The 23,511-nt window shown below is 65.6% G+C and carries 18 protein-coding genes; 11 read left to right on the top strand and 7 right to left on the bottom strand.

The features are described from left to right. Positions 1-115 precede the first annotated feature (115 nt). From KA712_02700 to KA712_02690, 3 genes are all read right to left on the bottom strand, one after another. Positions 116-1,519 carry a DUF1552 domain-containing protein gene (locus tag KA712_02700; GenBank protein ID MCG5051845.1) on the bottom strand — a complete coding sequence of 468 codons (1,404 nt, stop codon included), beginning with the start codon at positions 1,517-1,519 and terminating at the stop codon, positions 116-118. Continuing rightward, positions 1,516-2,997 (bottom strand): DUF1592 domain-containing protein, encoded by a 1,482-nt coding sequence (locus KA712_02695; GenBank protein ID MCG5051844.1) that lies wholly within the window; start codon positions 2,995-2,997, stop codon positions 1,516-1,518. Before KA712_02695 ends, KA712_02700 begins: the two co-directional genes overlap by 4 nt. 447 nt (positions 2,998-3,444) lie before the next feature. After that, the gene (locus KA712_02690; protein ID MCG5051843.1) at positions 3,445-4,977 is read right to left on the bottom strand and encodes a PilT/PilU family type 4a pilus ATPase; all 1,533 of its coding nucleotides are present in this window, start codon (positions 4,975-4,977) and stop codon (positions 3,445-3,447) included. Between the two features lie 136 nt (positions 4,978-5,113). On the opposite strand from KA712_02690, the gene KA712_02685 reads away from it, so the two are divergent. Beyond that, positions 5,114-5,338 (top strand): antitoxin MazE family protein, encoded by a 225-nt coding sequence (locus KA712_02685; GenBank protein MCG5051842.1) that lies wholly within the window; start codon positions 5,114-5,116, stop codon positions 5,336-5,338. A gap of 55 nt (positions 5,339-5,393) precedes the next feature. After that, positions 5,394-5,717 (top strand): type II toxin-antitoxin system PemK/MazF family toxin, encoded by a 324-nt coding sequence (locus KA712_02680; protein MCG5051841.1) that lies wholly within the window; start codon positions 5,394-5,396, stop codon positions 5,715-5,717. A gap of 235 nt (positions 5,718-5,952) precedes the next feature. Here KA712_02680 and KA712_02675 read toward each other — a convergent pair whose 3' ends face one another. From KA712_02675 to KA712_02660, 4 genes are all read right to left on the bottom strand, one after another. After that, positions 5,953-6,387, bottom strand: coding sequence for a hypothetical protein (locus KA712_02675; GenBank protein ID MCG5051840.1), 435 nt, complete (start codon positions 6,385-6,387; stop codon positions 5,953-5,955). Then, a complete protein-coding gene (locus KA712_02670; protein ID MCG5051839.1) occupies positions 6,369-7,268 on the bottom strand; it encodes a hypothetical protein in 900 nt (299 codons plus the stop codon). Before KA712_02670 ends, KA712_02675 begins: the two co-directional genes overlap by 19 nt. Positions 7,269-7,520: 252 nt before the next feature. Continuing rightward, on the bottom strand, positions 7,521-8,282 hold the full coding sequence (locus tag KA712_02665) for a sugar phosphate isomerase/epimerase (GenBank protein ID MCG5051838.1): 762 nt from the start codon (positions 8,280-8,282) through the stop codon (positions 7,521-7,523). Positions 8,283-8,383: 101 nt separating this feature from the next. After that, positions 8,384-9,931 carry a TolC family protein gene (locus tag KA712_02660; GenBank protein MCG5051837.1) on the bottom strand — a complete coding sequence of 516 codons (1,548 nt, stop codon included), beginning with the start codon at positions 9,929-9,931 and terminating at the stop codon, positions 8,384-8,386. Positions 9,932-10,234: 303 nt separating this feature from the next. Between KA712_02660 and KA712_02655 the strand changes: the two genes are divergently transcribed. The 9 genes from KA712_02655 to KA712_02615 all read left to right on the top strand — a co-directional run bounded on the left by KA712_02655 (position 10,235) and on the right by KA712_02615 (position 23,473). Continuing rightward, positions 10,235-11,326 (top strand): efflux RND transporter periplasmic adaptor subunit, encoded by a 1,092-nt coding sequence (locus KA712_02655; protein MCG5051836.1) that lies wholly within the window; start codon positions 10,235-10,237, stop codon positions 11,324-11,326. A 34-nt stretch (positions 11,327-11,360) separates the two neighbouring features. Further along, on the top strand, positions 11,361-14,528 hold the full coding sequence (locus KA712_02650) for an efflux RND transporter permease subunit (GenBank protein ID MCG5051835.1): 3,168 nt from the start codon (positions 11,361-11,363) through the stop codon (positions 14,526-14,528). 85 nt (positions 14,529-14,613) lie between these two features. Continuing rightward, the gene (locus KA712_02645) at positions 14,614-15,363 is read left to right on the top strand and encodes an ABC transporter ATP-binding protein (protein ID MCG5051834.1); all 750 of its coding nucleotides are present in this window, start codon (positions 14,614-14,616) and stop codon (positions 15,361-15,363) included. 14 nt (positions 15,364-15,377) lie between these two features. After that, entirely contained in the window at positions 15,378-16,676 is a 1,299-nt protein-coding gene (locus KA712_02640; protein MCG5051833.1) for an ABC transporter permease, read from the top strand. Beyond that, on the top strand, positions 16,673-17,872 hold the full coding sequence (locus KA712_02635) for an ABC transporter permease (GenBank protein MCG5051832.1): 1,200 nt from the start codon (positions 16,673-16,675) through the stop codon (positions 17,870-17,872). Before KA712_02640 ends, KA712_02635 begins: the two co-directional genes overlap by 4 nt. A gap of 9 nt (positions 17,873-17,881) precedes the next feature. Continuing rightward, positions 17,882-19,300, top strand: a complete 1,419-nt coding sequence (locus tag KA712_02630) for a sigma-54 dependent transcriptional regulator (protein ID MCG5051831.1) — start codon at positions 17,882-17,884, stop codon at positions 19,298-19,300. Beyond that, positions 19,297-20,625, top strand: coding sequence for a PAS domain-containing protein (locus tag KA712_02625; protein MCG5051830.1), 1,329 nt, complete (start codon positions 19,297-19,299; stop codon positions 20,623-20,625). Before KA712_02630 ends, KA712_02625 begins: the two co-directional genes overlap by 4 nt. A gap of 53 nt (positions 20,626-20,678) precedes the next feature. Beyond that, the gene (locus KA712_02620) at positions 20,679-22,832 is read left to right on the top strand and encodes a hypothetical protein (GenBank protein ID MCG5051829.1); all 2,154 of its coding nucleotides are present in this window, start codon (positions 20,679-20,681) and stop codon (positions 22,830-22,832) included. Next, complete coding sequence (locus KA712_02615; protein MCG5051828.1) at positions 22,829-23,473, top strand: response regulator transcription factor; 645 nt, start codon at positions 22,829-22,831, stop codon at positions 23,471-23,473. Before KA712_02620 ends, KA712_02615 begins: the two co-directional genes overlap by 4 nt. Positions 23,474-23,511: the final 38 nt, after the last annotated feature.

Here is a 23,511-nt window from a genome sequence, read left to right as displayed (position 1 = left end):
GGCGAAGTTGCTGAAGAACGACCTTCGTGCCGGCGCCGGCAAATGCCCCCGCGGATATCGGAACGCCTACCCCCGATTTCGGCGACCGTGCAACAGTCAGAATGTGACGCCCCCGTCAGCCCACCAACTGCGGCAGCGGGCGTTGGTTGAACTTCGGATCGCCAAAACCACTGTCGGTGATGCCATAAGCCTTCTGGACCTGTGCCATCACGTCGTTGGTGGTGGCTATGGGCATGCCCTTCTCGCGAGAGAACCGCAAATGTCGACCCGTCTTGAAGTGACCGCCTGCAGAGCCAGCAAGCATCACAGGGATCTGATCGTCAGAGTGAAAGCAGCCCCACGTGAGGCCGTTCATCCACAGCACCAGGGTGTTGTCCCATACGGTGCTCTCACCCTCAGGCATCTGCTTCAGCCGATCGATGAGCACGGCTAGCACCTTGGCGTGCCAGTTGCCTATCGCGGCGATGTGGTCGTAGTTCTTTTGGTAGTCGGCAGCATCCGGCTTCGTGTGAGACAGGTCGTGATGGCGAATGGGAACCTGCAGCCAGGGGTGGGTCATGTTCGACCCCTCATGGCCAATTTGGAACGTGGCCACCCGGGTGAGGTCGCAAGCAAACGCCAGCGTGAGAAGTTCGACCTGAGCCTGCGCCACGTCAGGCGTGGCTTCCACGGGAATGTTCTTGGGAAAGGGTCCAAGCGCCGGTGACGCGGGTTTGCTGCAACCCAGCGCGGCGTTGATCTTCGTCAGCCGCATTTCCACCTGACGGACGGAATCGAAATAGTTTTCAAGCTTGGCCTTGTCCGCAGCGCTGGCCTTTTGCTGCAGAGTCTTGGCCTGTGCCATCGCTGCGTCCAGCACGGACTTGCGTCGTGCGATCATCGCTTCCAAGGCGCTGTTGTCAGCGCCCCGGTCAGGCACCTCCGCAAACACGCGCTTGTATAGCTCGATCGGATTCGGCTCCGCGGGAGCGGGTTGGCCCGACGCGTACCAGGATAAACACGCGTACTTGCCCGTGCCGGAGTTCTGCACGCCCACTTGAAGAGAGGAGAACTTGGTATCGCCACCAATCTTCTTTGCGATCGCCTGATCCAAACTCATGGCCCCCCCGATCTCTTCCTTCGGAACCGGGGAGCTCACGCCCGTGAGGAGGTTGCAGTAGCCTCCATGGCCGCTGCTGTTCACACGGTTCAGGCCTTCGATGTAAATCAGATCCCCCTTGTGTGCCTCGAGCGGCTTGCCGATCTCTTGAAGCTCGAACACCGTGCTTTCCCCGTCTCCCGTGCCCGTGGCGTAGTTGCGCTGCGGGCGGTAATCGGGGGCGAAGGCCTGTGACCCCGGCGCGCGCGGCCAAAAGCGTTCTGGGTAGGTCCCAAGAACGGTGGCCATGGCGATGAATCGTTTGGGATTCTGCGCAGCGTGTGCGGGCTTGGCGCGGCCCTCCAGGGAGAGGAGCGAGGGAAGGGCTATCGTGACGCCCGCGGCTCCTCGAAGGAATTGACGTCGCGGCAAGAGCTTCATGGCTTCACTCCTTGGCTCGATGAAGGGGAGACAAAACGATCGGAGGTCACCAGCGTCGGAATCAAAGCCCAAAGCGGCTTGTCACCGGACAAAAGCTGGTCCTTCATCGCAGTGACCGTGTTCTCGTCGGCCGGTGTCTCGGAACGCCCCAACGCAAACCTGAGAAAGTTGGTGGCCATGCAACGGGCGGCGCCTTCGTCTGCCGCTAGCTTGCGACCGAGCTCTGCGGCGCCTCTGAAACTTCCTATCGAGGAGCCGAACACTTCACCGGAATCATCTACGGGCTTGCCCCCGTCTGTGTCTCGCAACCTTCCTACCGCGTCGAAACGCTCGAAACCGAAGCCGATAGGATCAAAGAGCCGGTGGCATCCGGAACAATTCGGGTCGGATTGGTGATCATTGACCCTGCCGCGGGTTGTCGTCGCGGGTGTGGGGGACGGCAGAACGTTGTCGACCGAAACCGGAGGGGGCTCCAACTCGTAGCACAGCACCCGTTCGCGAACGAACACCCCACGCAAGGTGGGGGAGGTTTGGTCGGGCGCGGCCAGCTTGGCCATCAAGCCGCCCATGCTCAGAATACCGGCCCGGTTGTCATCAGGAAAGGTTCGCCTTTCGAAGGTCGCGCCCGCCGGTTCGGGAAGCTGATAATGCTTTGCCAGCACGCTGTTCACGAAGGTGTCTTTGCTGGTGAACAGATCCGCAAAACCGCCCTCGTCCGACCAGAACGCAGCCTCGAGAAACTTCGCGATCTCCTGGCTTTGAGCCTCCGCCACGGCGGCACTGAAGCCTGGATATGCTTTTGCGTCCTTCGTAACGGTCTGCACGCCTTCGAGGCCCAGCCACTCCACGAAAAACTCCTGCATCGGAATGCGTGACCGGGGGCTTTTGAGGAGCCGTTCCGCTTGCGCCAGGACCTGCTCCTCGGTCTTGAGCTTGTCGTCTGCGGCCGCTGCAAAGAGCTCGGCATCGGGCATCGTGCCCCACATCAAATACGACAGGCGCGACGCCATCTCCCAGGAGGTGGGACGGAGCTGCCCATCAGGCCCACCTTCGCCCTGCTCGGTCCGATACGCGAACGAGGGGGACATGAGCAGAGCCTGCACGACGAGCCGCACACCTTCTGCGAATCCCGCTTTGGATCCCTCTCGGAACATATCGAGCAAGTTGGCGCTTTCCGTCGGTTCCAGAGGCCGGCGCCAGGCGCGTTGCCCCAGCCGTGAGATGAACGCTTTCGCGCAGTCTTCGTCTTGTTTTTCGCCGCAACCCGTGAGCTTCGGCAGATCCATCACCGCGCGTGAAGACAGTGTTTCTGCGATGAGCAAGTGTCGTTCTGCCAACACGGGTGAGAATGTCAGGGCTTCGGCGTTGTTCTTGAAGCCATGCACTTCCTCCTCGGGAGGCAAGCTCAGCCCGCCCACGTCGAGGTCCAGCAGGTCAGCCAAGGTGCGCGCGTACTCCTGGTTCGTCAGCCGGCGCATCGGGGCATCACCTGACAGGGGACCCTGGGTCGCCGTCATGCCACCGGTCCCCGGCATCGGGGAGCCCCCTGCCCCGGCACGGGGCGTTGGTGACGGCTCGTCGTCGTTTGCCCCCTCGCCGGAAGCGCCGATTGACCCTGCACACGCCGCGACGCCAAGACACAGGAGGCCAAAGACGCCGGTGGGTGCCCACGGGGCCCGAGGCCGGCAGGGAGGGGCGCCGCTCGCGGCCTGTGCGGCGCCAAGCCCCGCGGTGGAGACGAAACCTCGTCTTTTCAGGTACATCAATTTTCCTCCGGCACGCGTAGACACGGTGGACGATTCATCAACTCAGTCAATGTCGCGCCTCGGGACCCTGGAGGATCAACGCGGTGACAAACTTCTCGCTGCAAAGGCCCCCTGCCGGTTGCGTCAACGGGGCGCCGTCTTGCACCCACCGCGGGGTACTCATCCCCGGCCGCGACCTGGCGGGGTCACGAGCAACGCCTCGAAGGTCTCCCGGTTGGGCGCCACCGTGAGGGCCGTTTTGGCGGTGATGCGCCCCTGGCGTACCAGGTCCAAAAGAGACGCTTCGAGCGTCAACATGCCCTCTTCGCTTCCCAGCTCCATCTGGGTGGCCAGCAAGTGGGTGCGACCATCGCGTATCTGTGCGGCCACGGCATGGTTCACGGTGAGTTGCTCGACCACGGGGAGGCGCTGACCGTCCGTGCTGGCGACCAGATGCTGCGTGACCACGAACCGCAAGCACGACGCGATCTGCGCGCGTACCGCTGGGCGCTGCGACTCCGCGAACCCGCTGGTCATGCGTTCAATCGCCCCGGCGGCACTTCCCGCATGCAAGGTCGAGAGCACCAGGTGGCCCGTTTCGGCGGCGGTGAGCGCCAGCCCTATCGTTTCGGGATCCCTCATCTCGCCCACGAGGATGATGTCGGGGCTCTCGCGCAAAGCGGCTCGAAGGCCCGTGGAGAAGTTGGCAACGTGCGTGCCGATCTCGCGCTGATGAAACAGAGCGCGATCGGGCGTGAACCGGTGCTCGATAGGGTCTTCCAGCGTCACCACGTGGCAAGCCCTCGTGCCATTGACGTGCGCGAGCAACGCCGCCAACGTGGTCGACTTTCCCGAGCCCGTGGGGCCCGTCATCAGAACCAACCCGTGGGGCACCGTGATGAGCCGCAGCAGCGTGCGCGGCAGGGCAAGCTGCGCAAGCTCTGGCACACGGTCGCGGATGGGCCGCAGCGCGGCCCCAAGGCCCTGCAGGTGACGAAACAGATTCACACGAAAGCGCGGCCCTGGGTCGTCGAGCTGCAGGCCAAAATCAACACTTCCTTCGGCGTCCAGCTGGGCCCGCCGCGCGGGAGACAACCACTCCTCGAAGAGCGCCACCAGGCGATCCTCCGTGAGCTTCGCTCCCGACAGGGGTTCCACCTGACCCCGCACTTTCATGGTGGGCGCCCGGCCCGCCGAAAGAAAAACATCGGAGGCGTCATGGGCAACCGCCTGCGACAGCAGCGGCCGAAGCAACGCGCCGGCCACCCCGGGAGCGGGTGGCGCGGCGGCTGACGAAGGCAAATGATAGGCCCGTGGGGGCGGCGGCCTCGGGGCCTCGTACGCGCCCGCAGGCGGCGCGGCCGGGTGTGGCGAGGGTGATGGGTCCAGCAACGGAGCCGGCCCACGAAACACGCCTCGCCGGATTGTCATCTTGGCACGCCCGCTTTCCATGCGCGCCTTGATGACAAACTGTCCGTTCGCCGCCGATTCGTAGCCCCGCTCCACGATCTGCCCTGCGGCCAGGGCAAGGTTCTCTTCTGCGGTGAGCAGCTCTTCGAGAAAGACCGTCATCAGGCCTGCATCGAGAGGCGGCATGGTCAATGCCCCCCCGCTCGCGCCCCCCAGGAGGGCAGGCACACGTCCTGCTTCGAGAACCAGACCATCGGCCTTTCGCAGGTCGATGAGCCCCACCAAGGAATCCACGGCAGCCATCGTACCCCCAGCATTGCACGCGCCGGGCCAGAGCGTCAGCGCCCCAGGGCGCCAAGGGCGCCACTCAAAAAGCCTGTTGCATGTAACGCAATGACCGGGCAGAATGTTGCATGTAACCGGACTCGAGGCTCGGGCTTTGGCAACGACGCACGTCAATCAACGGGTTCAAAAGCACCGCGATGCCATGCGCGCGGCGGGACTTCGTCCCGTTCAAATCTGGGTGCCTGACACGCGCCGCCATGACTTTGCGGAGCAGTGCCGACGCCAATGCTTGCTCGTGGCTCAGGGCGACAGTGCCGACACTGCCATGCAGCAGGTTATGGATGAAGCCTTGGCTGACGTGAACGGCTGGGTGGAATAAACGCCTCACGGATGAAGCCTTGGCTGACGTGGACGGTGGGGTGGAGTAAACGCCCATGCGCGGCGACCTCGTGACCATCGTTATGCAGGGCGACCTTGGCAAGCCTCGGCCTGCACTGGTTATCCAGGCCAACCTGTTCAGCGAGCTCGGCAGCGTCACCGTGCTACCTGTAACCAGCGTCCTTGTTGCAGCGCCGTTGCTGCGCGTGACGATTCAACCAAGCCCACAGAACGGCTTGCAGAAGCCATCCCAGGTGATGGTGGACAAGGCTGTGACGGTCAAGCGCGACAAGTTAGGGCCCGCCTTCGGACACATCGACCCAGATGCTCTGTTGGAGGTCGAGCGGTGCTTGGCCGTGTTCTTGGGGATCGCGAAGTAAGCGGACCGTCAGAATCCCAAGGAGGCCGCTGGTCGCAGGTGTGCTGGTTCAGCGTCATCGAGACGACGGGTTGATTGTCGAGCCGACGAGAACTCTGGGCCATTGACGCGCTAACGCGCCCGCCATCAATTAGGCCTGGGCTCTCCTTGCCGTCCCCCATCTGGCCGGAATCACCAACATAAATCCCAGCATTCCACTCACTCCCGGCACATGAGACAGCCTTCGAGATTCGCCGTCATCTGGCCCGTCGATGCCGAAGCCATGCAGCGACGGTCACGGGCATTGCAAATGCCACCGACGAAGCGATTAGATCGAAGATGGGTAGAACTATCGAAACCTCTTTGAATCCACCCATCGCCCACGCCTCCACATACGCAGTGGCCCGCAAGAGAAAGAAGACAATGGGACCAGAGAATTGCCATCCGCCACCGGGCTTCTTCCTCTCAGCGAAACGACTTACCGCCAACCCCAACAGCCCCACTAGCAGCGCAAGACCTCCACGAGCAACAACGGAGAATCCGGCAACGACGCCAGAAATCCACAACACGAAATCAAGACCGACGGCGAGTGACAGCGCGACCCCGAGCGGCCAATCAAACAGAAGCATGAATGCTGCACCCGCGCCCATCACAATGCGCAACGCTATGAAGATCACTGGCGGCTCTTCCATGCGTCAGGATCAAAAGCGGTATAGATCGAAGTCAAATCTGGGTCGGCAATGCACTCCCGAAGGTACCGAGTTCGAACCACGACTTCTCGTTCTTTTACCTCCGACAAGGCATCAGCCGCAAGTGCACCAATACGGTCACCCGGGACCATTCCGACAGTGAGGGCCTTGCGCAACGCCTGTAACGTGCCAACGTGGTCCACGCTGCCTGACCTCACCAGTTGCTTGATTTCGACCAGCGAAATCGCCATGCGGTGCTCATCTCGAAAGCGATCAGAATCGCGAAGAAACGCACGCTTCAAATTCCCCGACATGGCCTCACCCACTGTGCCGGCCAGGGCCACTCCAATCACATCGGGCACAATCAATCGGATGGTTCCAACCACCTGAACCACGGTTCCTAAAAAGTTTTGTGAAACGGGAGAAAACTCAGACTTCGGAATGAAGAGGATCTGCCCAAGCAAGTGCGGAGCCAGAAGCCCAACAAGCGACAACCCTCCTCGCGTATAGGCACGCGGATGAGAGTCGAATGCCAACTCTGTGAATTCCTCCATGCCCAGCCTTGCCAGCGTGCCAGCGCGGAAACGATTCTGAATCACGTCAGCTATCTCAGTCTGCAGCAACAGCAAAGTGCGGCGCACCCATCTCTTCCCCACCGGACTCTCGTTGAGGACCCGATCCGAGTAGAATAGCTTGCAGTATTTGAGGCCATACGAAAGCGGATAGCCTTTGTCACCCCACGGACCAAGATAGGCATCGATCTTCTCGTAAAAAACCCAAGGCTTCCCCTCCGTCGCAGGCCTATAAGCCAAGATGCTTTGTAACCATGAACCTAACTGATTCAGGCTTTCGGCGTTTAGCGCGGCCGATTTTCCCGGAGGCACGAGCTCTCGGCTTGGAGGGTAATCCCGCCCAGGAGCTCGGACAGCAGGTCTGCCTCCCAGTTTCTCTGCAGCCGCAGGACTTATCCTTGACTCCCGCCTCTGCCGTCGATCGTTCTGCGGCAAGGCGATGACTTGGTTGTCGTGACTCACAGGCTTTGGCACTTCTTCTGGACCCTCTCCCCTCAGCGTAGTTCCGTTACCATCAGGACAGAGTCTCGCAGATCCTCGCCCGGGGCGATATCCCCACTAACCTCACTTGTTGCTGATGAGGGCGCGCAGGTTCCGGATGGAAGGCTCCCAGTTGCGTTGGCGATCAATGTATTCGATGGTCACGGGCGTCTCGGCAGGCAACGCTTCGAGCACGTCGCGCCGCCACGCCTGCAGGCCCTCGTCGGCCGGGCCCTCCACCGCCGCTTCCAGCGCTCCGGGGCCGCAGCCTCGCACTTGCAGCGCAACGACGTGGGGCAACAGCGGCTTGACGACGGAGAGCTCATAGCCCTGACCTATGTAATGGGAGTGATCCAGGTTGAGCGATACCTGCATCGCCTCGCACAGCGCCAGCGCGCGCACGGGGTCCTGCGTGGTGGTGCGTTTGTGCGTCTCGATCACCATGCGCATCCCGTAGCGGCTCAAGACCCTTGCCAACGCCGGCAAGCGCGTCTCGTTCGGGGCCGCACCGTCATCGAAGGCGAACACGGTCATCGTGCGGCAGCCGAGCGGTGCCAACAAGGCGGCGCAGGCGTCGAGCAGCTTTTGCTCGCGGGCCACGTCGGACCGGCGATCGATCTCGAAGCCTGCCGAGACCAAGCGCAGACTCTCCACCGCGCGCACGTCTCTCGTGAAGCGTTCCCCCACCTCGGGCGAGGCGAGCAACGCCACAGGATCGAGGTGCCCAAGGTGCACGCCATCACCCCGAATTGGCAGCTCCCAGCTGTCGAAGCCCATCGCGGCAAGCCGCGCTAGAGCCTCCGGCACGGGCAAGTGGGTCAACGGCAAAGACGAACAGGAAAGCACGCGCGACATCTACACAAAAAAACGCCTTTTCGAGCTCGCCGCCATGCCCTGCGTTGATGAAAGGTGCGCCGGCTTGACCTCGGCGGCCGGCAAGCGCGACGTCACGTTCCCGCACGCACGTCGCGGCCAAGGGCGTGCTCGAGCCGCGCCTTCGCCGCCCGGGCGTCGAGGCGCGCCCCGATGAGCTCCCAGCGCGCCCGCAAAAGATCCGTCTCGGCATCGAGCATCTCCACCGTGGTGGCCCGGCCCGTATCCAGCAAGAGCTTTCGCACGCGGTAGCCCTCTTCGGACGCCGCCAGCCCGCGCGAGGCTGCGTGCTGCGCTTGCAGCGCCTCGCGAAGCGCGCCTTGTGCCTGCGACACCTCCCGCCGAATGCCGTCCTCGAGAGCTCGTTTTTGAGCCTGCGTGGCTTCCACCTGCGCCAGCACCTCGCGCCGCTGGGACTCGGTGGCCACCGTATCGGTGGGGGCCCACGTCAGCTGAAGACCGGCCTCCCAGGTGCCCCGCCACGTGTCTTGCGCGGGAATGAAGCGTGGGTTCGGGTTCGCATAGAGCGCGCTCGCCACGGCATCGAGACGGGGAAGCCCCACAGCGCGCAGAACCTTTGCTTTTTGCACGAGGCTCTCGGAAACCGCATCGAGGGCCCGCGTCTCGAGCCGCCGCTCCAGCGCCTCCTCGTAAAGCGCCGTCAACGGCGCCGTGGCAGCATCGGCAGGCAGAGCCACCTCGGATTGTACGTCCTCACCCACCTCGTACGCACCCTCCCGCTCGTCGTGAAGCACGGTGCGCAGCTGCTGCTCGAGCACCTCGGCCTGGGTGCGCGTACGTGTGGCGAGCAACTCCGCTGAGGCCACCAGGGATTGCACCCGCAGCACGTCGGCCTTGCTTGCGCTCCCCACCTCGGCGCGTTTGTCCACGGTCTCGCGCTGGGCCCGCGCTTGCGCCAGCGTTTGTTCGGCCACCGCCACCTGCCAGCGGGCCTTGGCCCAGCCGAAAAAGAGCTGACGCGCGTTCTGGGCAGAGGCCAGCCTCGCGGCCCGCAGGGTGAGCTGCGCCGCGCGCCGGCGGGCCTCGGCCGAGGCATGCCCCCGCGGCAAACGAAGCAGGTAATCCGAAAGAGGCACCGTCAAGCTGGCCTGTGCGACGTACTGGTCGAGGATCACGGGGAACGTGAGCGGCACCGCAACCAGCGCCGCGCCTGGCGCCAACGGCCCGGGCGGTACACCGGGCGCCGCCACGAGCGTGCCCAGCGCGGGCTGCTCGATCGGAGAGAGCCGCGCATAGCGCGCACCTCCGCTCAAGCGCGGCAGATACGCCGCGTCGGCCTGGCTTACCGATGCCTCCGCCGCCCGCGCTTCTGCCGCGCGCCCTTGCACCTCGAAGCTCGTCGAGGCTGCACGCAAGGCCACGGCGTCTGCCGTGAGCCCGCCTGGTGTGATGGCAAGTCCGAAGGCGGCTTCGGGCGCCGGGGCGCCGTGCGCGCGGCCCGCGCTCATCAGCGTGAGCAAGCTGGTCGCGCCCACCAAGACTGCGGCATACAGCACGAGGCGCACGACGGAGGCGGCGAACGAGGCGACGAGCAAAGAGGCGATGGGCTTCACGACGATCTCCTGCACACGATCGGGGTTGCTTATGGACAAGGCGGACACGGTCGGGCGTCGTCTTCAAAGCCTGTGCCAGCGCGTAACTTCCGTCCTTGCGGCCGCGCAAGGCGTACGCGTTCAATGAGTTGGGCTGCGAAGCGGGGGGCAGACGCAGGAGCCGGACACCGGCGTCCGGGCCCGGACACTTGTCAACAGGCGCGGACACCTGAACGGGCTCGCGCGGGGGCCTCGTCCGCTCGGTGCGCCGGGGCCCCAAGGATTTCAACCCCTTGCCACGTCCCTGCGCTCTGCCTCGGGTTGGCCCACGTCCTGCATTGCGGGGTCGCGAAAAATCCCACGGAGGACCCGATGACCGCTCGCTTGACCCCCCGCCCACGTTTTGCCTTGGCCTTTTTGGCCGTTGCCGGCTGTGCCGCCGAGGCCTCTTTGCCCGTGGCACCACCCGCCCCCAGCCCGGCCACCGAGGTCTCGACCGTGACGGCCGTGTCTCAACCTTGGCCGCGCACGCTCACCCTCACCGGGTCCTTGATCGCGAACCGGGATGCGCTCGTGGCCGCCGACGCCGCCGGCAAGGTCATCGCCACGCACGTCGAACGCGGCAGCGTCGTCAAGAAGGGCGCGCCCCTCGTCTCACTCGACAGGCGCAGCGCCGCGCTGGCGCAGGAGCAGGCCGAGGCGCAGGCCGAGATAGCCAAGGCGCAGCTGGCGCTCGCCAAAACCGAGTGTGCCCGCACCGAGCGCTTGTTCGCCGAGGGCGCCATCAATCAGGCCGAATACGACCGCGCCCGTACCGAATGCGAAGCGGCGCGGTTGCGGGCCGCATCGGCAGGAGCGCAGGCGCGCCTCGCCGGCAAGAGCCTGGGGGACGCCGTCGTGCGGGCACCCTTTTCCGGCATGGTGGTGGAGAAGTTCGTCACCGAGGGCGAGTATGTGCGCCCTGATTCCCGGGTGATTCGGCTGGTCGAGATGAACACCCTGCGGCTCGAGCTGGCCGTGCCCGAAGCGGCTCTCGCCCAGGTGACGGCTTCGCAGGATGTGCATTTTCAGGTGGCCGCCTTTCCCGCACAAACCTTCTCGGGACGCATTCGCTACGTGGGCAGCGCCGTGCGGCAGGCTTCACGCGATCTCATCGTCGAAGCCCTCGTCGACAACGCTCACGGCCCGTTGCGCCCCGGCATGTTCGCCACGGCCAACGTCGTCCTGGGTGAGCGCGCCCACGTCGTGCTGCCCGAGGCCGCCGTGCGCGAGGGCCGCAACGACGAAAGCGATCGCGTCTTCGTGGTGAAAAACGGCCTCGTCGAAGAGCGCCTGGTGCATGTGAGCGGGCGGAACGGCGATCGCATCGCCCTGGCGTCCGGCCTCAGCGCCGGCGAAGCCGTAGTGGCCAACGCGCAGGGCGAGCTGCACGACGGCCAAGCCGTCACCCTGCGGACGCCCTAGCAAACACCCAACGACATCATTCAGGAGATTCGCCATGCAATGGTTGGCCAGTGTCAGCGTACGTCGTCCGGTGTTTGCCACCGTGCTCGTGCTCGGCGTGATTGTGCTCGGGCTCGCGGGTTATGCGCAGCTCGGGGTGGATCGCTTCCCCAAGGTAGAGTTTCCGTGGGTCTCCGTCAGCGCACGTCTGCCTGGCGCGGGACCTGCGGAGATGGAAACCGAGGTCACCGACAAGCTCGAAGAAGCCATAAATACGATTGCCGGTATCGAGGAGCTCCGCTCGGTGTCGAGCGAGGGCATCTCGCAGATCTGGGTGAGCTTCGAGATGGACAAGAGCATCGATGTGGCCAGCCAGGAAGTCCGTGACCGGGTCACACAGGCCATGGTCAACCTGCCCCGCGGCCTCGATCCGCCCGTGGTCATGAAGCTGGATCCCGGGGCCACGCCGGTGGCCTATCTTTCGGTGAACGCCGAGGCATTGGCCCCGCGCGCGCTCACGGAGCTGGTCGACAAGACCTTGCGCCGGCAGCTCGAAACCGTGTCCGGCGTGGGGCAGGTGACTCTGCTCGGGGGCAAGAAGCGCCAGGTCAACGTTTGGCTCGACCCCGTCAAGATGCGCAGCTTGGGTCTCACGGCGGTCGACGTGCAGCGCGCGCTGGCGTCGCAGAACCTGATCTTGCCCGCGGGCTCTCTCGAAGCCGGCGCGTCCACCCAAACCTTGCGCATCCATGGGCGCGTGGCGAGCCCCGGTGCGCTCACGGAGCTCGTGGTGCGCCAGACGCCCGAGAGGCCCATCCGCCTGGGTGACGTGGCTCGTGTCGACGACGGCACCGAACAAGCCGAGACCTATGCCAACCAAAACGGGGTTCCCGGAGTGATGCTTTCGGTGCGCAAGCAGGCCGACGCCAACACCGTGGCCGTCGTGGACGCGCTGGCCGAAAAGGTCGCCGAGCTCACGCCGCTGCTGCCCACCGGAGTCACCTTGGAGATGGTTCGGGACAACTCACGTACGATCCGCACCAGCGTGGCCGCCGTGGGCGAGCACCTCGTCCTGGGGGCACTTTTCGCTGCGCTCACGGTGCTTTTGTTTCTGGGCGAGCTGCGCAGCACCGTGATCGCCGCCGTGGCCATCCCCGTTTCCCTCATCGGCACGTTCGCGCTGATGTGGATCCAGGGCTTCACCCTCGATACCATCACCCTGCTTGCGCTCGCCCTCTCGGTGGGCATCGTCATCGACGATGCGATCGTGGTGCTGGAGAACATCCACCGCTACGTCTACGAACGCAAGATGGCGCCCCGCGAAGCGGCCATCGTGGCCACCAAGGAGATCGGGCTGGCGGTGCTGGCCACCACGCTCTCGTTGCTGGCGGTGTTCGTACCCGTCGCGTTCATGTCGGGCATCGTGGGGCGCTTTCTCAAGAGCTTCGGCCTCACCATGGCCGCGGCCATCGCCATCTCCATGTTCGTCAGCTTTTCGTTGACACCCATGCTATCGGCCCGCTGGCTCAAGGCCGCGCGGCCCCTGGCCAACGAAGGCGGCGGGCGCGCCCATCGAACGCCCCTCCTCGAGCGCATCGTGGACAGGTTTTACGGCCCGATCGAGCGCGCGTACATGTATCTGCTCGCCGGAGTCATGCGCCGACGCTGGGTGGTGGTGGTGGCCTGCGTGGCGGCGTTGGCCACCGTGCCGCCCCTCATGGGCAGCGTGAAGAAGGGCTTCTTGCCTGACAGCGACGAGGCGCACTTCGAGGTGAACGTGCGCGCCCCCGAAGGCTCGAACCTGGAGGCCACGGCGCTCGTGGCCGAACGCATCGCCCGCGACGTGCGCAAGCTCGCGGGTGTCCTTGGCACCGTGGTGACCGTGGGTGACAACGTCCAGCGGGCCAGCAACCAAGCCGCCGTGTACGTAAGGCTCGTCGATCCGCACCTGCGCAACGAAGACCAGAACGAAATGATGGAGCGCGTGCGGCGTGAGGTGCTTGCCAAGCTCCCGAAGGAGCTGGTGGTCGACGTCTCTTTGGTGCCCCTCTTTTCGGGCGGCTTCGCCGAAGCCCTCGTGAACTACGAGATCACGGGCCCCGATCTCGACAAGCTGCAGGACTATTCGGACCGCATGCTCGTGGCGATGAAGCAGGTCCCGGGCGCGGTGGACGTCAAATCGTCGCTCGTGGGCGGAAAGCCCGAGGTGGGTGTGCTCATCGATCGCAACCGGGCCGCCGACCTGGGGGTGTCCGTAGCCGACATCGCCACCACCTTGCAGCTCCTCATGGGCGACGTGAAGGTGTCCACCTACGAGGAGGCGGGTCAATCCTACGAGATTCACACCCGGGCCGAACGGGCGTACCGCATGGACGCGCGGGCTTTGTCTTTGGTGACGGTGCCGTCCGTGCGCCTCGGTGCGGTGCCGCTCACCGACGTGGTGAGCCTTGAAGAAGGCAAAGGCCCTGCCCAGATCAACCGCCTCAACCGCCGCCGGCAGGTGGTGCTCTCGGCCAACGTGGCGCCCGGGTTCGCGGAAGGCGACGTGCTCGACGGCGTCAAGGCAGGCATCGCCGCGCTCGCGCTGCCCGCGGGCTACACCGCGGGCCCTCTGGGTCGCTCGAAAGAGATGGCCAAGGCGGGCAAAGCGTTTTTGCTCGCGTTCGTGCTGTCGATCGTCTTCATGTACCTGGTTTTGGCCGCGCAGTTCGAGTCGTGGGTGCACCCCCTCACCATCTTGATGGCCCTTCCCCTCACCCTGCCCTTCGCCTTGGTCTCGTTGCTGATGTTGGGGCAGTCGCTCAACATTCAGTCGATGCTGGGCATCCTGGTCCTCTTCGCGGTGGTGAAAAAGAACGCCATTTTGCAGATCGATCACACCAACAAGCTGCGGGAACAGGGCATGGAGCGGCTGCCCGCGATCCTGCAAGCCAACCGCGACCGGCTCCGACCCATCCTCATGACCACCTTGGCCTTCGTCGCAGGCATGATCCCCCTGGCCGTGGCCACGGGCATCGGCGCCGGCTTCAACCAGGCCACGGCGGGCGTGATCGTGGGGGGGCAGGTGCTCTCCCTGCTGCTCACGCTGCTGGCCACCCCGGTGACATATTCCCTCCTGGACGATGCCGGGGCTCGCTTCGCGAAGCTCAAGGTGCGGGTGGTCCGGCTGGTAAACCGGCTGCCCGCGCCGGCCGACCTCGAAAACCAGGAGCAATCCGCGTGAAGCGCAAAGGCCCGGACCGGGGCTGGGGCGGAGCCCGGGCCTGCGCTAATCTGAAGGCCACGTGCCGATTTCAGCCCTGCCGCCCATGATCGACCTGCAGAACGTCCGCAAGGTGTACCGCGCGGGGCTGGTGGAAACCGAAGCGCTCTCGGACCTGTCCGTGAAAGTCGCCGCGGGGGAGTTCGTGGCCGTCATGGGCCCGTCAGGATCGGGCAAAACGACCTTCTTGAACGTGGCGGGGCTGCTCGACACCTTCGACAGCGGCACCTTCCTGCTCGAGGGTGAAGACGCAAGCCACCTCTCGGATCGCCGCCGTACCCGGCTGCGCAACGAGAAGATCGGCTTCATCTTTCAAAGCTTCAACCTCATCCCCGATCTCGACGTCTTCGATAACGTGGAGGTGCCTTTGCGTTACCGGGGCCTGCCCGCTCGGGAGCGGGCCGAACGGGTCGAGAAGATCTTGGTCGAGATGGGACTCGTGGCCCGCATGCGCCACCTGCCCTCGCAGCTGTCCGGTGGGCAGCAACAACGGGTGGCCATCGCGCGGGCGCTCGTGGGACAGCCCCGTTTGCTGCTGGCGGACGAGCCCACGGGGAACCTGGATTCCGTCTCCGCGCGGCGCATCTTGGAGCTGCTCGAGCAGATCAACGTCGAGGCCGGCACCACCATCGTGATGGTCACACACGATCACGCCATCGCATCTCGCGCCCACCGCAAGCTACACATCCTCGATGGGCGGGTCATCGACCCACAGCGGCCCCCCCCTTTGGCCAGCCCTACGTCCTCGTCGTTGGTCCTTCCGACCTTGATGCGAGAACCTGAGCCGTCCTCCTGACGCGAGCCCCTGTCGTGCTACTTGGCTATCACCTGCGCCTCGCGTTCCGCAGCTTTCAGCGGGACCGCTCGTTTTCGCTGGCGATGATTGTGTGCCTGGCGCTGGCGTCCTCCATCTGGGCCGCTTCCTTGGCCCACTACCTGCGCCTGCACGAGCGGCACCCGGAGTGGTCACGAGAAGCCCATGTGGTGGATGCCCTGCGGCCGGGGACCGCCCTTTCGGGAGGTCCCTTCGTGGCCGGTGATTGGCGGCGCCAAACGTTGAAGCTCAGCTGGCCCGAGTTTCGCGCCTTGCAGGAAGACTTGGGCCCCCGCGTATCGGGCAACTACCGGGGCCACTTTTTGGTAGGCGCAGAGGGCGCGCCCCCGCTGGTCGACCGTGCGCCGGGACGCTTCGTCGACCGCACGTTGTTTCAGCTCTTTCCGCGTGACTTCGCGTGGGGCGGCGCGTGGAGCGACACCGACGAGCGCACCCAGGCCCGCGTGGTGGTTTTGTCGAGGGCTCTCAACGAGGAGTTGTTCCAGGGCGAAAACAGCGTGGGCCGTACCCTGCAGGTCGAAGGTCGAAGCTTCCGCGTGGTCGGGGTGCTCGCCACACCCCAGCCCTATCTTCCCGATTGGGATCTTTCCGCCGGCGGTGCCGACGAAGAAAGGCTGCTCGTGCCCCTGTCGCTGGTGGACGCGCTGGCGGTGAGACCCGAGTACGAAGTGAACCTCGCTCCCCGCGGGCGGGAGTTTGCAGCGCTCCTCGGCTCGCAATCGCCCTTCGTGACGGTCTGGCTCGCTCTGCGACCCGAGGACGCGCCGGCGGTAGAGAAGGACGTGAACGCTCGTCTGGCGCTGGTTGCGGAAGCGGGAACGCGGTTCGCAGTGCGGGACGTCGCCACGCACGTCGCCCTCTACCCCATGCCCCCCAGCGCGGCGGACTTCTTCGTGCTCACCTGCCTGCTCGTCATCGCCACGGGCGCCTTCAGCGTCGCGCGGCTGCTCCTTGCGAAAGCGGCGGCACGTCATCGCGAAAACGGCGTCCACAGGGCTCTCGGAGCGTCTCGTGCGTCCCTCTTCGTACGCACCATGCTGGAGGCCGCCTTCGTGGCCGCCGCCGGGTCTGCGCTGACCTTGCCGCTCACGCAGCTCTTGCTCGGGTTTTTCAACGCAAGAAAGCTCACGAATGACATCCCCCTCGTCATGACCTGGGATCTCGTGCTGGTGGCCACCCTTCCCACCATGGGCTTGGGCCTGATTGCCGGGGTCTACCCCGCGTGGCGGGTGGCTCGCACCCCGCCCACCACGTACCTCGCGAGGGCTTCGTGAGACCGCCAGAGTTTGGACCGATCCTGCGCGCAGCGTCCCGGCAACGCTCTGCCTTTCTCCTGGTGATCCTGGAGGTGGCCTTGGGCTTCGCCGTGGTTTCGATCTTGATTTGGGTGGGCACGTGGTATCGGTCCCGCGGCACGGCCGACCCGGGGTTTCCCACGAGCGAGCTCATCTCGGTGGCGAGCCTCGGAGCCGCCGAGCCCCTGGACTCAGCCGATCGTCGCGCCCAGGACGAACAGGGTGCCATGCTCTCTCTGCCCGGCGTCCTGCAGGTGGCGACGATCTCATCCGACGTCTTCGATCGCCGATGGCGCAGCGGCCTGCCGCTCGGGCCCACACCACATCCGGGTTCCGCAGCCTCGGGGAACAACGGGTGGGTGATTGATGGCTCGCCCGCGCTGCCACAGGTACTGGGTCTCAGATTCGCGGCAGGACGCGCCCCGCATGACACGGCCACGGAAGAAGAGGTCGCCGTCAGCGAGAGCCTGGCCGCGGACCTCTCGTCCACGGGCTCGGCCGTCGGCCATGCGTTGTGGATGGCAGACAGCCAAAGCCCCGCCCGTGTCGTGGGTGTGTTTCGAGACGTTGCCCTCGTGATCCCGTTTCTCGCGAACGCAGAGCGCATCGTCCTGAGGCTCCGGCCGCCCACGAACGAGCGAGGCACACGCTTCCTGGTGCGCACCCAACCCGGTGCCCGGGATGCCGTCACCGAACGCCTGCGGACAGCGTTGAGGGCACTGGATCCCGAGCGCGCCTACGACGTCAGGCCCTACGACCTGTCCGCCGCCCGACACGTGCAAGTTTCGCGCGGCTTGCTCATCACCCTCGGCATCATCGCCGTGGTGCTCGCGGCGGTGGCGCTCATCGGAAGCCTCGCCATCACAGCCTTCCTGGTGGCTCAGCGCCGCAGACAAGTGGGTATCCGCCGGGCTCTCGGCGCCACCCCTTACGACGTCGTCCGTTTGTTCTTGGTCGAAAACGCCCTGGCGGTCTCTTTGGGCTGTATCCTCGGCCTGCTCATTAGCCTCAGCTACTATTTCTCCTTCAACGACATGTTCCCGGGTGTGCGGGTCACCTGGAAACAGTTCGCCTTCACGGCCGCGCTGTTTTACATCGACGGTCTGCTCGCCACCCTCGTGCCTGCACTCCGGGCCGCCCGCGTTCCCCCCACCGTGGCCAGCCGTGCCCTCTAAGGAACCGCCATGTTGAAAGTGCTCATCATCGATGATCAACCCGCGGTGCGGGCCGCCCTCGAGACGCTCTTCGAGGTTCACGGCCTGCCCACCTCCAGCACGTCCACCCCGGAAGAGGCGCTGCACTTGCTTCAGACCGAAGACATCGGCGCCGTGGTGCAAGACATGAACTTTTCCCAGAACCAAACGACGGGGGCCGAGGGGGTCGACCTGTTTCGGGCCATTCGCAAGCTGGATCCGGAGCTGCCCGTGTTGCTGATGACGGCCTTCACGTCACTCGAGACCGCCGTGGCATTGATCAAAGAAGGGGCCGCCGACTACATCGCCAAACCCTGGAACGATGACAAGCTTCTCACCACCGTCCGCAACTTGGTTTCCCTGCGGGCCTTGCGGCAAGAGAACACGCGGATGCGCGCCCGTAGCGCCCGCTCCCGGCGCGAGCTGGCCGAACGCTACGACCTGCGCAGCGTGATCTACGCCAGCGATGCCATGCACGAAGTGGTGCGTCTGGCCGTGACCGTCGCAGCGTCGGAGGCGCCCGTCCTGATCACAGGTCCCAACGGCTCGGGCAAGGAGAAGCTGGCAGAGATTCTCCAAGCGAACTCCCGCCGCAAGGACAAGCCCTTCGTCAAGGTGAACGTGGGCGCCTTGCCCGACAGCCTTTTCGAGGCAGAGCTCTTCGGAGCCGAGGCGGGCGCCTACACAGGCGCGGCGAAGGTGCGCGTCGGACGCTTCGAGGCGGCCCACGGCGGCACGTTGTTCCTGGACGAACTCGGCACGCTCTCACTTGGCTGCCAAGCCAAGCTGCTGAGGGTCTTGCAAACCGGCGAGTACGAACGGCTGGGCTCGTCGGGCACCCGCCGTGCTGACGTGCGGATCGTGGCCGCCACCAACGTGGATCTTCCGCACGCCATCGCCGCGGGGTACTTTCGCGAAGACCTCTACTTCCGGCTCAACGTCATCGAGTTGGCCGTGCCCCCGCTGGCCGATCGGCTCGAGGATGTTTTCCCGCTGGCCGAGCACTTCCTGAAAGTTCATGTCGAAAAGGAGCACAAACCCGATCTCTACCTCGGCGAGGATGCCAAAGCCGCTTTATTGAATCACGAATGGCCCGGCAACGTACGGGAGCTGCAAAACCGGATACAGCGCGCCGTCCTGGTGGCGACGGGACCCGCGGTGGGCGCGTCGGACCTGGCGGTTCCCGGAGAACGTGAGCCGCGGCCCCCGGTGGCGCGAAGACCTCCGGCGGCGGCCGTGACCGACACCCCCGATGCTCACGTCGATCGAGAGCGTGCTCAGGTAGAAGATGCGCTCACCCATGCCGGAGGCGTGGTGTCCCGCGCGGCGGCGGAGCTTGGGCTCTCACGGCAGGCGCTCTACCGCAAGATGGAGCGCCTCGGCGTTGCGCTCGAGCGGCGGGTACGATGAACGAGCCCCGCCTCTTGTCGAGCCTTTCGGCCCGGCTCGCCCTGGCCGCACTCTTTGGCATCGGGCTCGTCATGGGGCTCACCCTCGGTTTGTGCCGCCTGGCTCCCACGTGGTCGTGGGGCACGGTGGCCGCGTTGGTGACGTTGGTGTCGATGCCCCTTTTGTTTCTTGCCTGCCGTCACGTGGTCCTGCGCGGCGTGCACGCCGCCATGATGGCTGTGTCCGATGGCCTGCTATCCCTCGGCGAGGGCGACTACAGCCTCCGCCTCGCAGCCGGCGGCCCCGACGAGGTGGCCACACTCAAGACCCGCTTCAACGCACTGGCGGCGTCGTTGCGCAAGGAACGCAACGACATTTACCAGCGGCAGATCATGCTGGAGACCGTGCTCCAAGGCACATCGCTTGCCGTACTGCTCGTCGACGAGAGCAAGCGCGTGGTCTTCTCGAACCCTGCGGCCCGTGACCTCTTGGGCAGCCGGCAGCGGCTCGAAGGCCAAAACTTGGAGCTTCTCCTCGGCACCGTGCCCGAGGAGCTCAAGCGCGCAGCCGAAGGCACGAGCGACCTGGTGTTCACCTGCGATGCAGGGCCCGAGCCCGAGACTTACAGGCTCATCAAACGCTACTTCCAGCTCAACACCCAGCTCCACACGCTCTATCTCTTCACGCCCCTCACGAAAGAGCTTGCCCGCAAGGAGGTGGAGACGTGGAAGACCTCCATCCGGGTGATCAGCCACGAGGTGAACAACTCCCTCGCCCCCATCTCCTCCCTCGTTCACAGCGCGCGCCTCATGCTCGCGGCGCCCGCACACGCCCAGCGGCTGTCCGGAGCGCTCGACACCATCGAAGAGCGCGCCTCCCACCTGCGGACATTTCTCGAAACCTACGCGAGCTTCGCGCGCCTGCCGTTGCCCACCAAGAGCCGCTTGACCTGGAGCGAGCTGCTGCACGGGCTCGAGGGTCTTTACCCCTTTCGCATCGAAGGGGACGTCCCTGCCGTTCGCTTCTTCGCCGATCGGGCCCAGCTGCAACAGGTCCTCATCAACCTGCTCAAAAACGCCCACGAGGCCGGTGGCGCCCCCGAAGACGTGGCCCTGGTCTTTCCGCCCCATCCGGACGGCGGCCACGAGGTGCAGGTCGTCGACCGTGGCAAGGGCATGTCCGAGGAGGTGCTGCGAAGCGCACTTTTGCCCTTTTACTCGACGAAGAAGACGGGCACCGGACTCGGTCTGGCGCTCTGCCGCGAGATCATCGAGGCCCACGACGGGCGCTTGGCGCTCTCCCTGCGGCCGGGCGGCGGTCTCGTGGTGTCGTGCTGGCTGCCCTGATCCTCCGGCGAACGGCCCCGCAGGGCGGCCGTCACGATAAGATGGGGATCGCCGTGCGCACCCTGTTCCGGATCCTCACCTCCCTCGGCGGAGGCGCCCTCGTTTTGTGCGCCCTTTCGGCCTGCCCGTGCGCCGTGGCCGCAGCGGGCGCAACGCTCGAGCTGTCGACGGCGTCGGAGGGGCTTCCCGGCGACACCGCCTACGCCATCGTCGCGGCAAGAGACGGCGCGTTGTGGGTGGCCAGCTCGGGGGGCCTGGCCACGAAAGCCCCTGGATCCCGGACCTGGACACCGTTTCGGGCGGGGCAGGAGATGCCCGACCTGCGCCCGCGCCGCCTGGCGCTCCACCCCGACGGACGGCTCTTCGCGGCGGGGACCGAAGGTCCGCTGGTCACCTATCACCACGGCCGTTTCACCACGCTCGCACGGCCGGCCCCGGTGGCCGAGGGCGCACTGACGTTGCTGGCTGTCGACGAGGCCGGCCACGTGTGGCTCGGCAACGACAAGGGACACCTCGCCACGTTTTCGTTGACTTCGCCCCAGGAAGGCAGCGTGCTGCGCCTCCACGAGCGGCTCGAGCCCGCGCGCGCAGGGTGCGCCGGCATCGCCACCAGCTTCTTCGCCTCGCAGGGGCGAAACTACGTGACGATCCAATCACGCTCTCGCACGGGAGGCGGCGTGCTTCGTGTCGCGGGCCCCGAAGTCAACTGTCTCTCCGGCCCAGGCTTGCGCACCGACTCTCTGACGGGCCTGTGGGTGAGCCCGCGCGGCACCGTGTGGGTCACCCAGTCCAAAAGCCTCGGGGTGAGCCGCCTGCGTGGAGACGAGATCCACAACTTCAACGAGTCCGATGGCCTGCGCTGTGATCAGATGCTGCACGTCTTCGGGCAAGCCGATACGCTGTGGCTCGCCTGCGCGGTGGGCATCACGGGTCTTTCGGAAGCTCGGGCCGATGCCTACCTGGCGGGGCAAACCGAGCACCTGTCCGCCTCCTACGTCAACCTCGTCAAGGGTGCCACCTGGCGCGAGCTCAGCGAAGAAGGCGCCCCGGTGACGGCATGGGCCGAGGATCGGCTCTGGCTGGCCACACGGGCCGGGGTGGTTGCCCTGCGGCCTCCCGTGCTCGACGAAGCGGCCCCCTACCCCGAAGCCCGCCTCGACCGGCTCGACGTAGAGGGGCAGCCCTTGGAGCTCAGCGCCGAAACGGCCATCCGCGGTTCGTGGTTGAACGTGGGCTTCGACGTGGGGTTGCCTCCCGAGGCCAGCACCTTCCGCTATCGCCTGGCGGGGCACGAAGCCACCTGGCGGGTGAGCGCGCGCGACAGCTCTGCCCGCTTCGCGAACGTGCGGCCCGGCCGCTACCGGTTCGAGGTGTCCACCACCAACGCCACGGGGGCCTGGGGGCCCACCCAGGTGCTGACCACGCTCGAGGTGGCGCCTCCGTTTCATCAGACCAACAGCTTTCGTCTGCTCCTGGTCGCGGCCACCCTGGCCGCAGGCGGCGGATTTCAGATGGTGCGCACGGCACGCCGCAAAGCCCGGGCGCGCGCCCTCGCCGAAGAGCGCCAACGCATCGCCCGCGAGCTCCACGACGGGCTTGGGCAAGGCTTCGCCGCCATGAACTTGTGCCTCGAGACTCTCGAGGAAACCCTGCAGGGCGCCGCCGCGCGGGACGACACGCGCCCCCCGCTGTCCCGGGCGCTCGCCGTTCTCGAAAAGACAAAAAACATTTTGAAGCAGGCGCGCGATTCCACGCGGCGAAGCGTCTGGAACCTGCGTGCGGACGCGCAGGGGGACAAGCGCCTCGACGTTCGCCTGCGTGAGCTGGCCACCAACACGGAGAGAGCCCCACGGGCCCCGCGGGTCGAGCTCGTGATGAACGCCGCCCTCGGCCCCCGCGACGCCTTCGTGGAAAACGAGCTGGCCCAGGTCGCAGGAGAGGCCGTGGCGAATGCCCTGCGCCACGCCCAGGCCCGCACGCTCACGTTGACCCTGAGCGAGGCAGAAGCGGGTCTCGAGCTTTTGATCGAGGACGACGGCCGCGGCTTGCCCCCCGCACTCGAGACACGGCTCGGACACGGGCACTTCGGGATCTTGGGGATGCGCGAGCGCTGTAGGGTTTTGGGCGGAGAACTCCAGGTGGCCCCCCGATTCCCTCACGGAACACGGGTGCGCGCCTGGGTTCCTCATGCGAAAACTCGGGGATGATGATGCAAGCGCAAGCCCACGCCCCCGTGCGCATTCTCGTCGTCGAAGACAACCTCCTCACCCGCTCGGGATCCGTGATGCTGCTGTCCACCCAGGAGGATTTCGAGGTGGTGGGCGAAGGAACGAACGGAGAAGAGGGACTTGCGCTTTACGCGGCGCTCAGGCCCGACGTGGTGTTGGCGGATTTGCGCATGCCGGGCCTCGGTGGCCTGGGGATGATCGAGGCCCTCGGCCGAGCCACGCCGCCGGCGCGCATCGTCGTACTGACGCACTACGACGGCGACGAAGACATCTTCGCCAGCGTGCGTGCCGGAGCCCTCGGGTACTTGACGAAGGAGACGGGGCGCCAGGATCTCTTCGAGGCCATTCGCACCGTGGCCCGGGGTGAGCGCTTCATGCCGCACTCCATTTCGAGCAAGCTCGCCCAGCGTGTGGCCCGCCCCGAGCTGACCCCGCGCGAACAGGAGGTTCTCGAACGCATGGCCACCGGCAAGAGCAACCGAGACATCGCGGCCGGCATGTCGCTCTCTGAAAAGACGGTGACCATGTACGTGAGCCACATCCTTCAGAAGCTGGGCGTCAAGAGCCGCACCGAAGCGGTCCTGGCGGCCATGCAGAGGGGCCTCATCAAGGGTGCCTAGCCCGCTCTGCGCACCTTTACCCACCCTTCCCCACCATT

This window comes from Myxococcales bacterium (assembly GCA_022184915.1).
Lineage (GTDB): Bacteria > Myxococcota_A > Polyangia > Fen-1088 > Fen-1088 > JAGTJU01.
The sequence above is the reverse complement of the archived record's forward strand: the minus strand, read 5'-3'. Positions and strand labels throughout refer to the sequence as shown.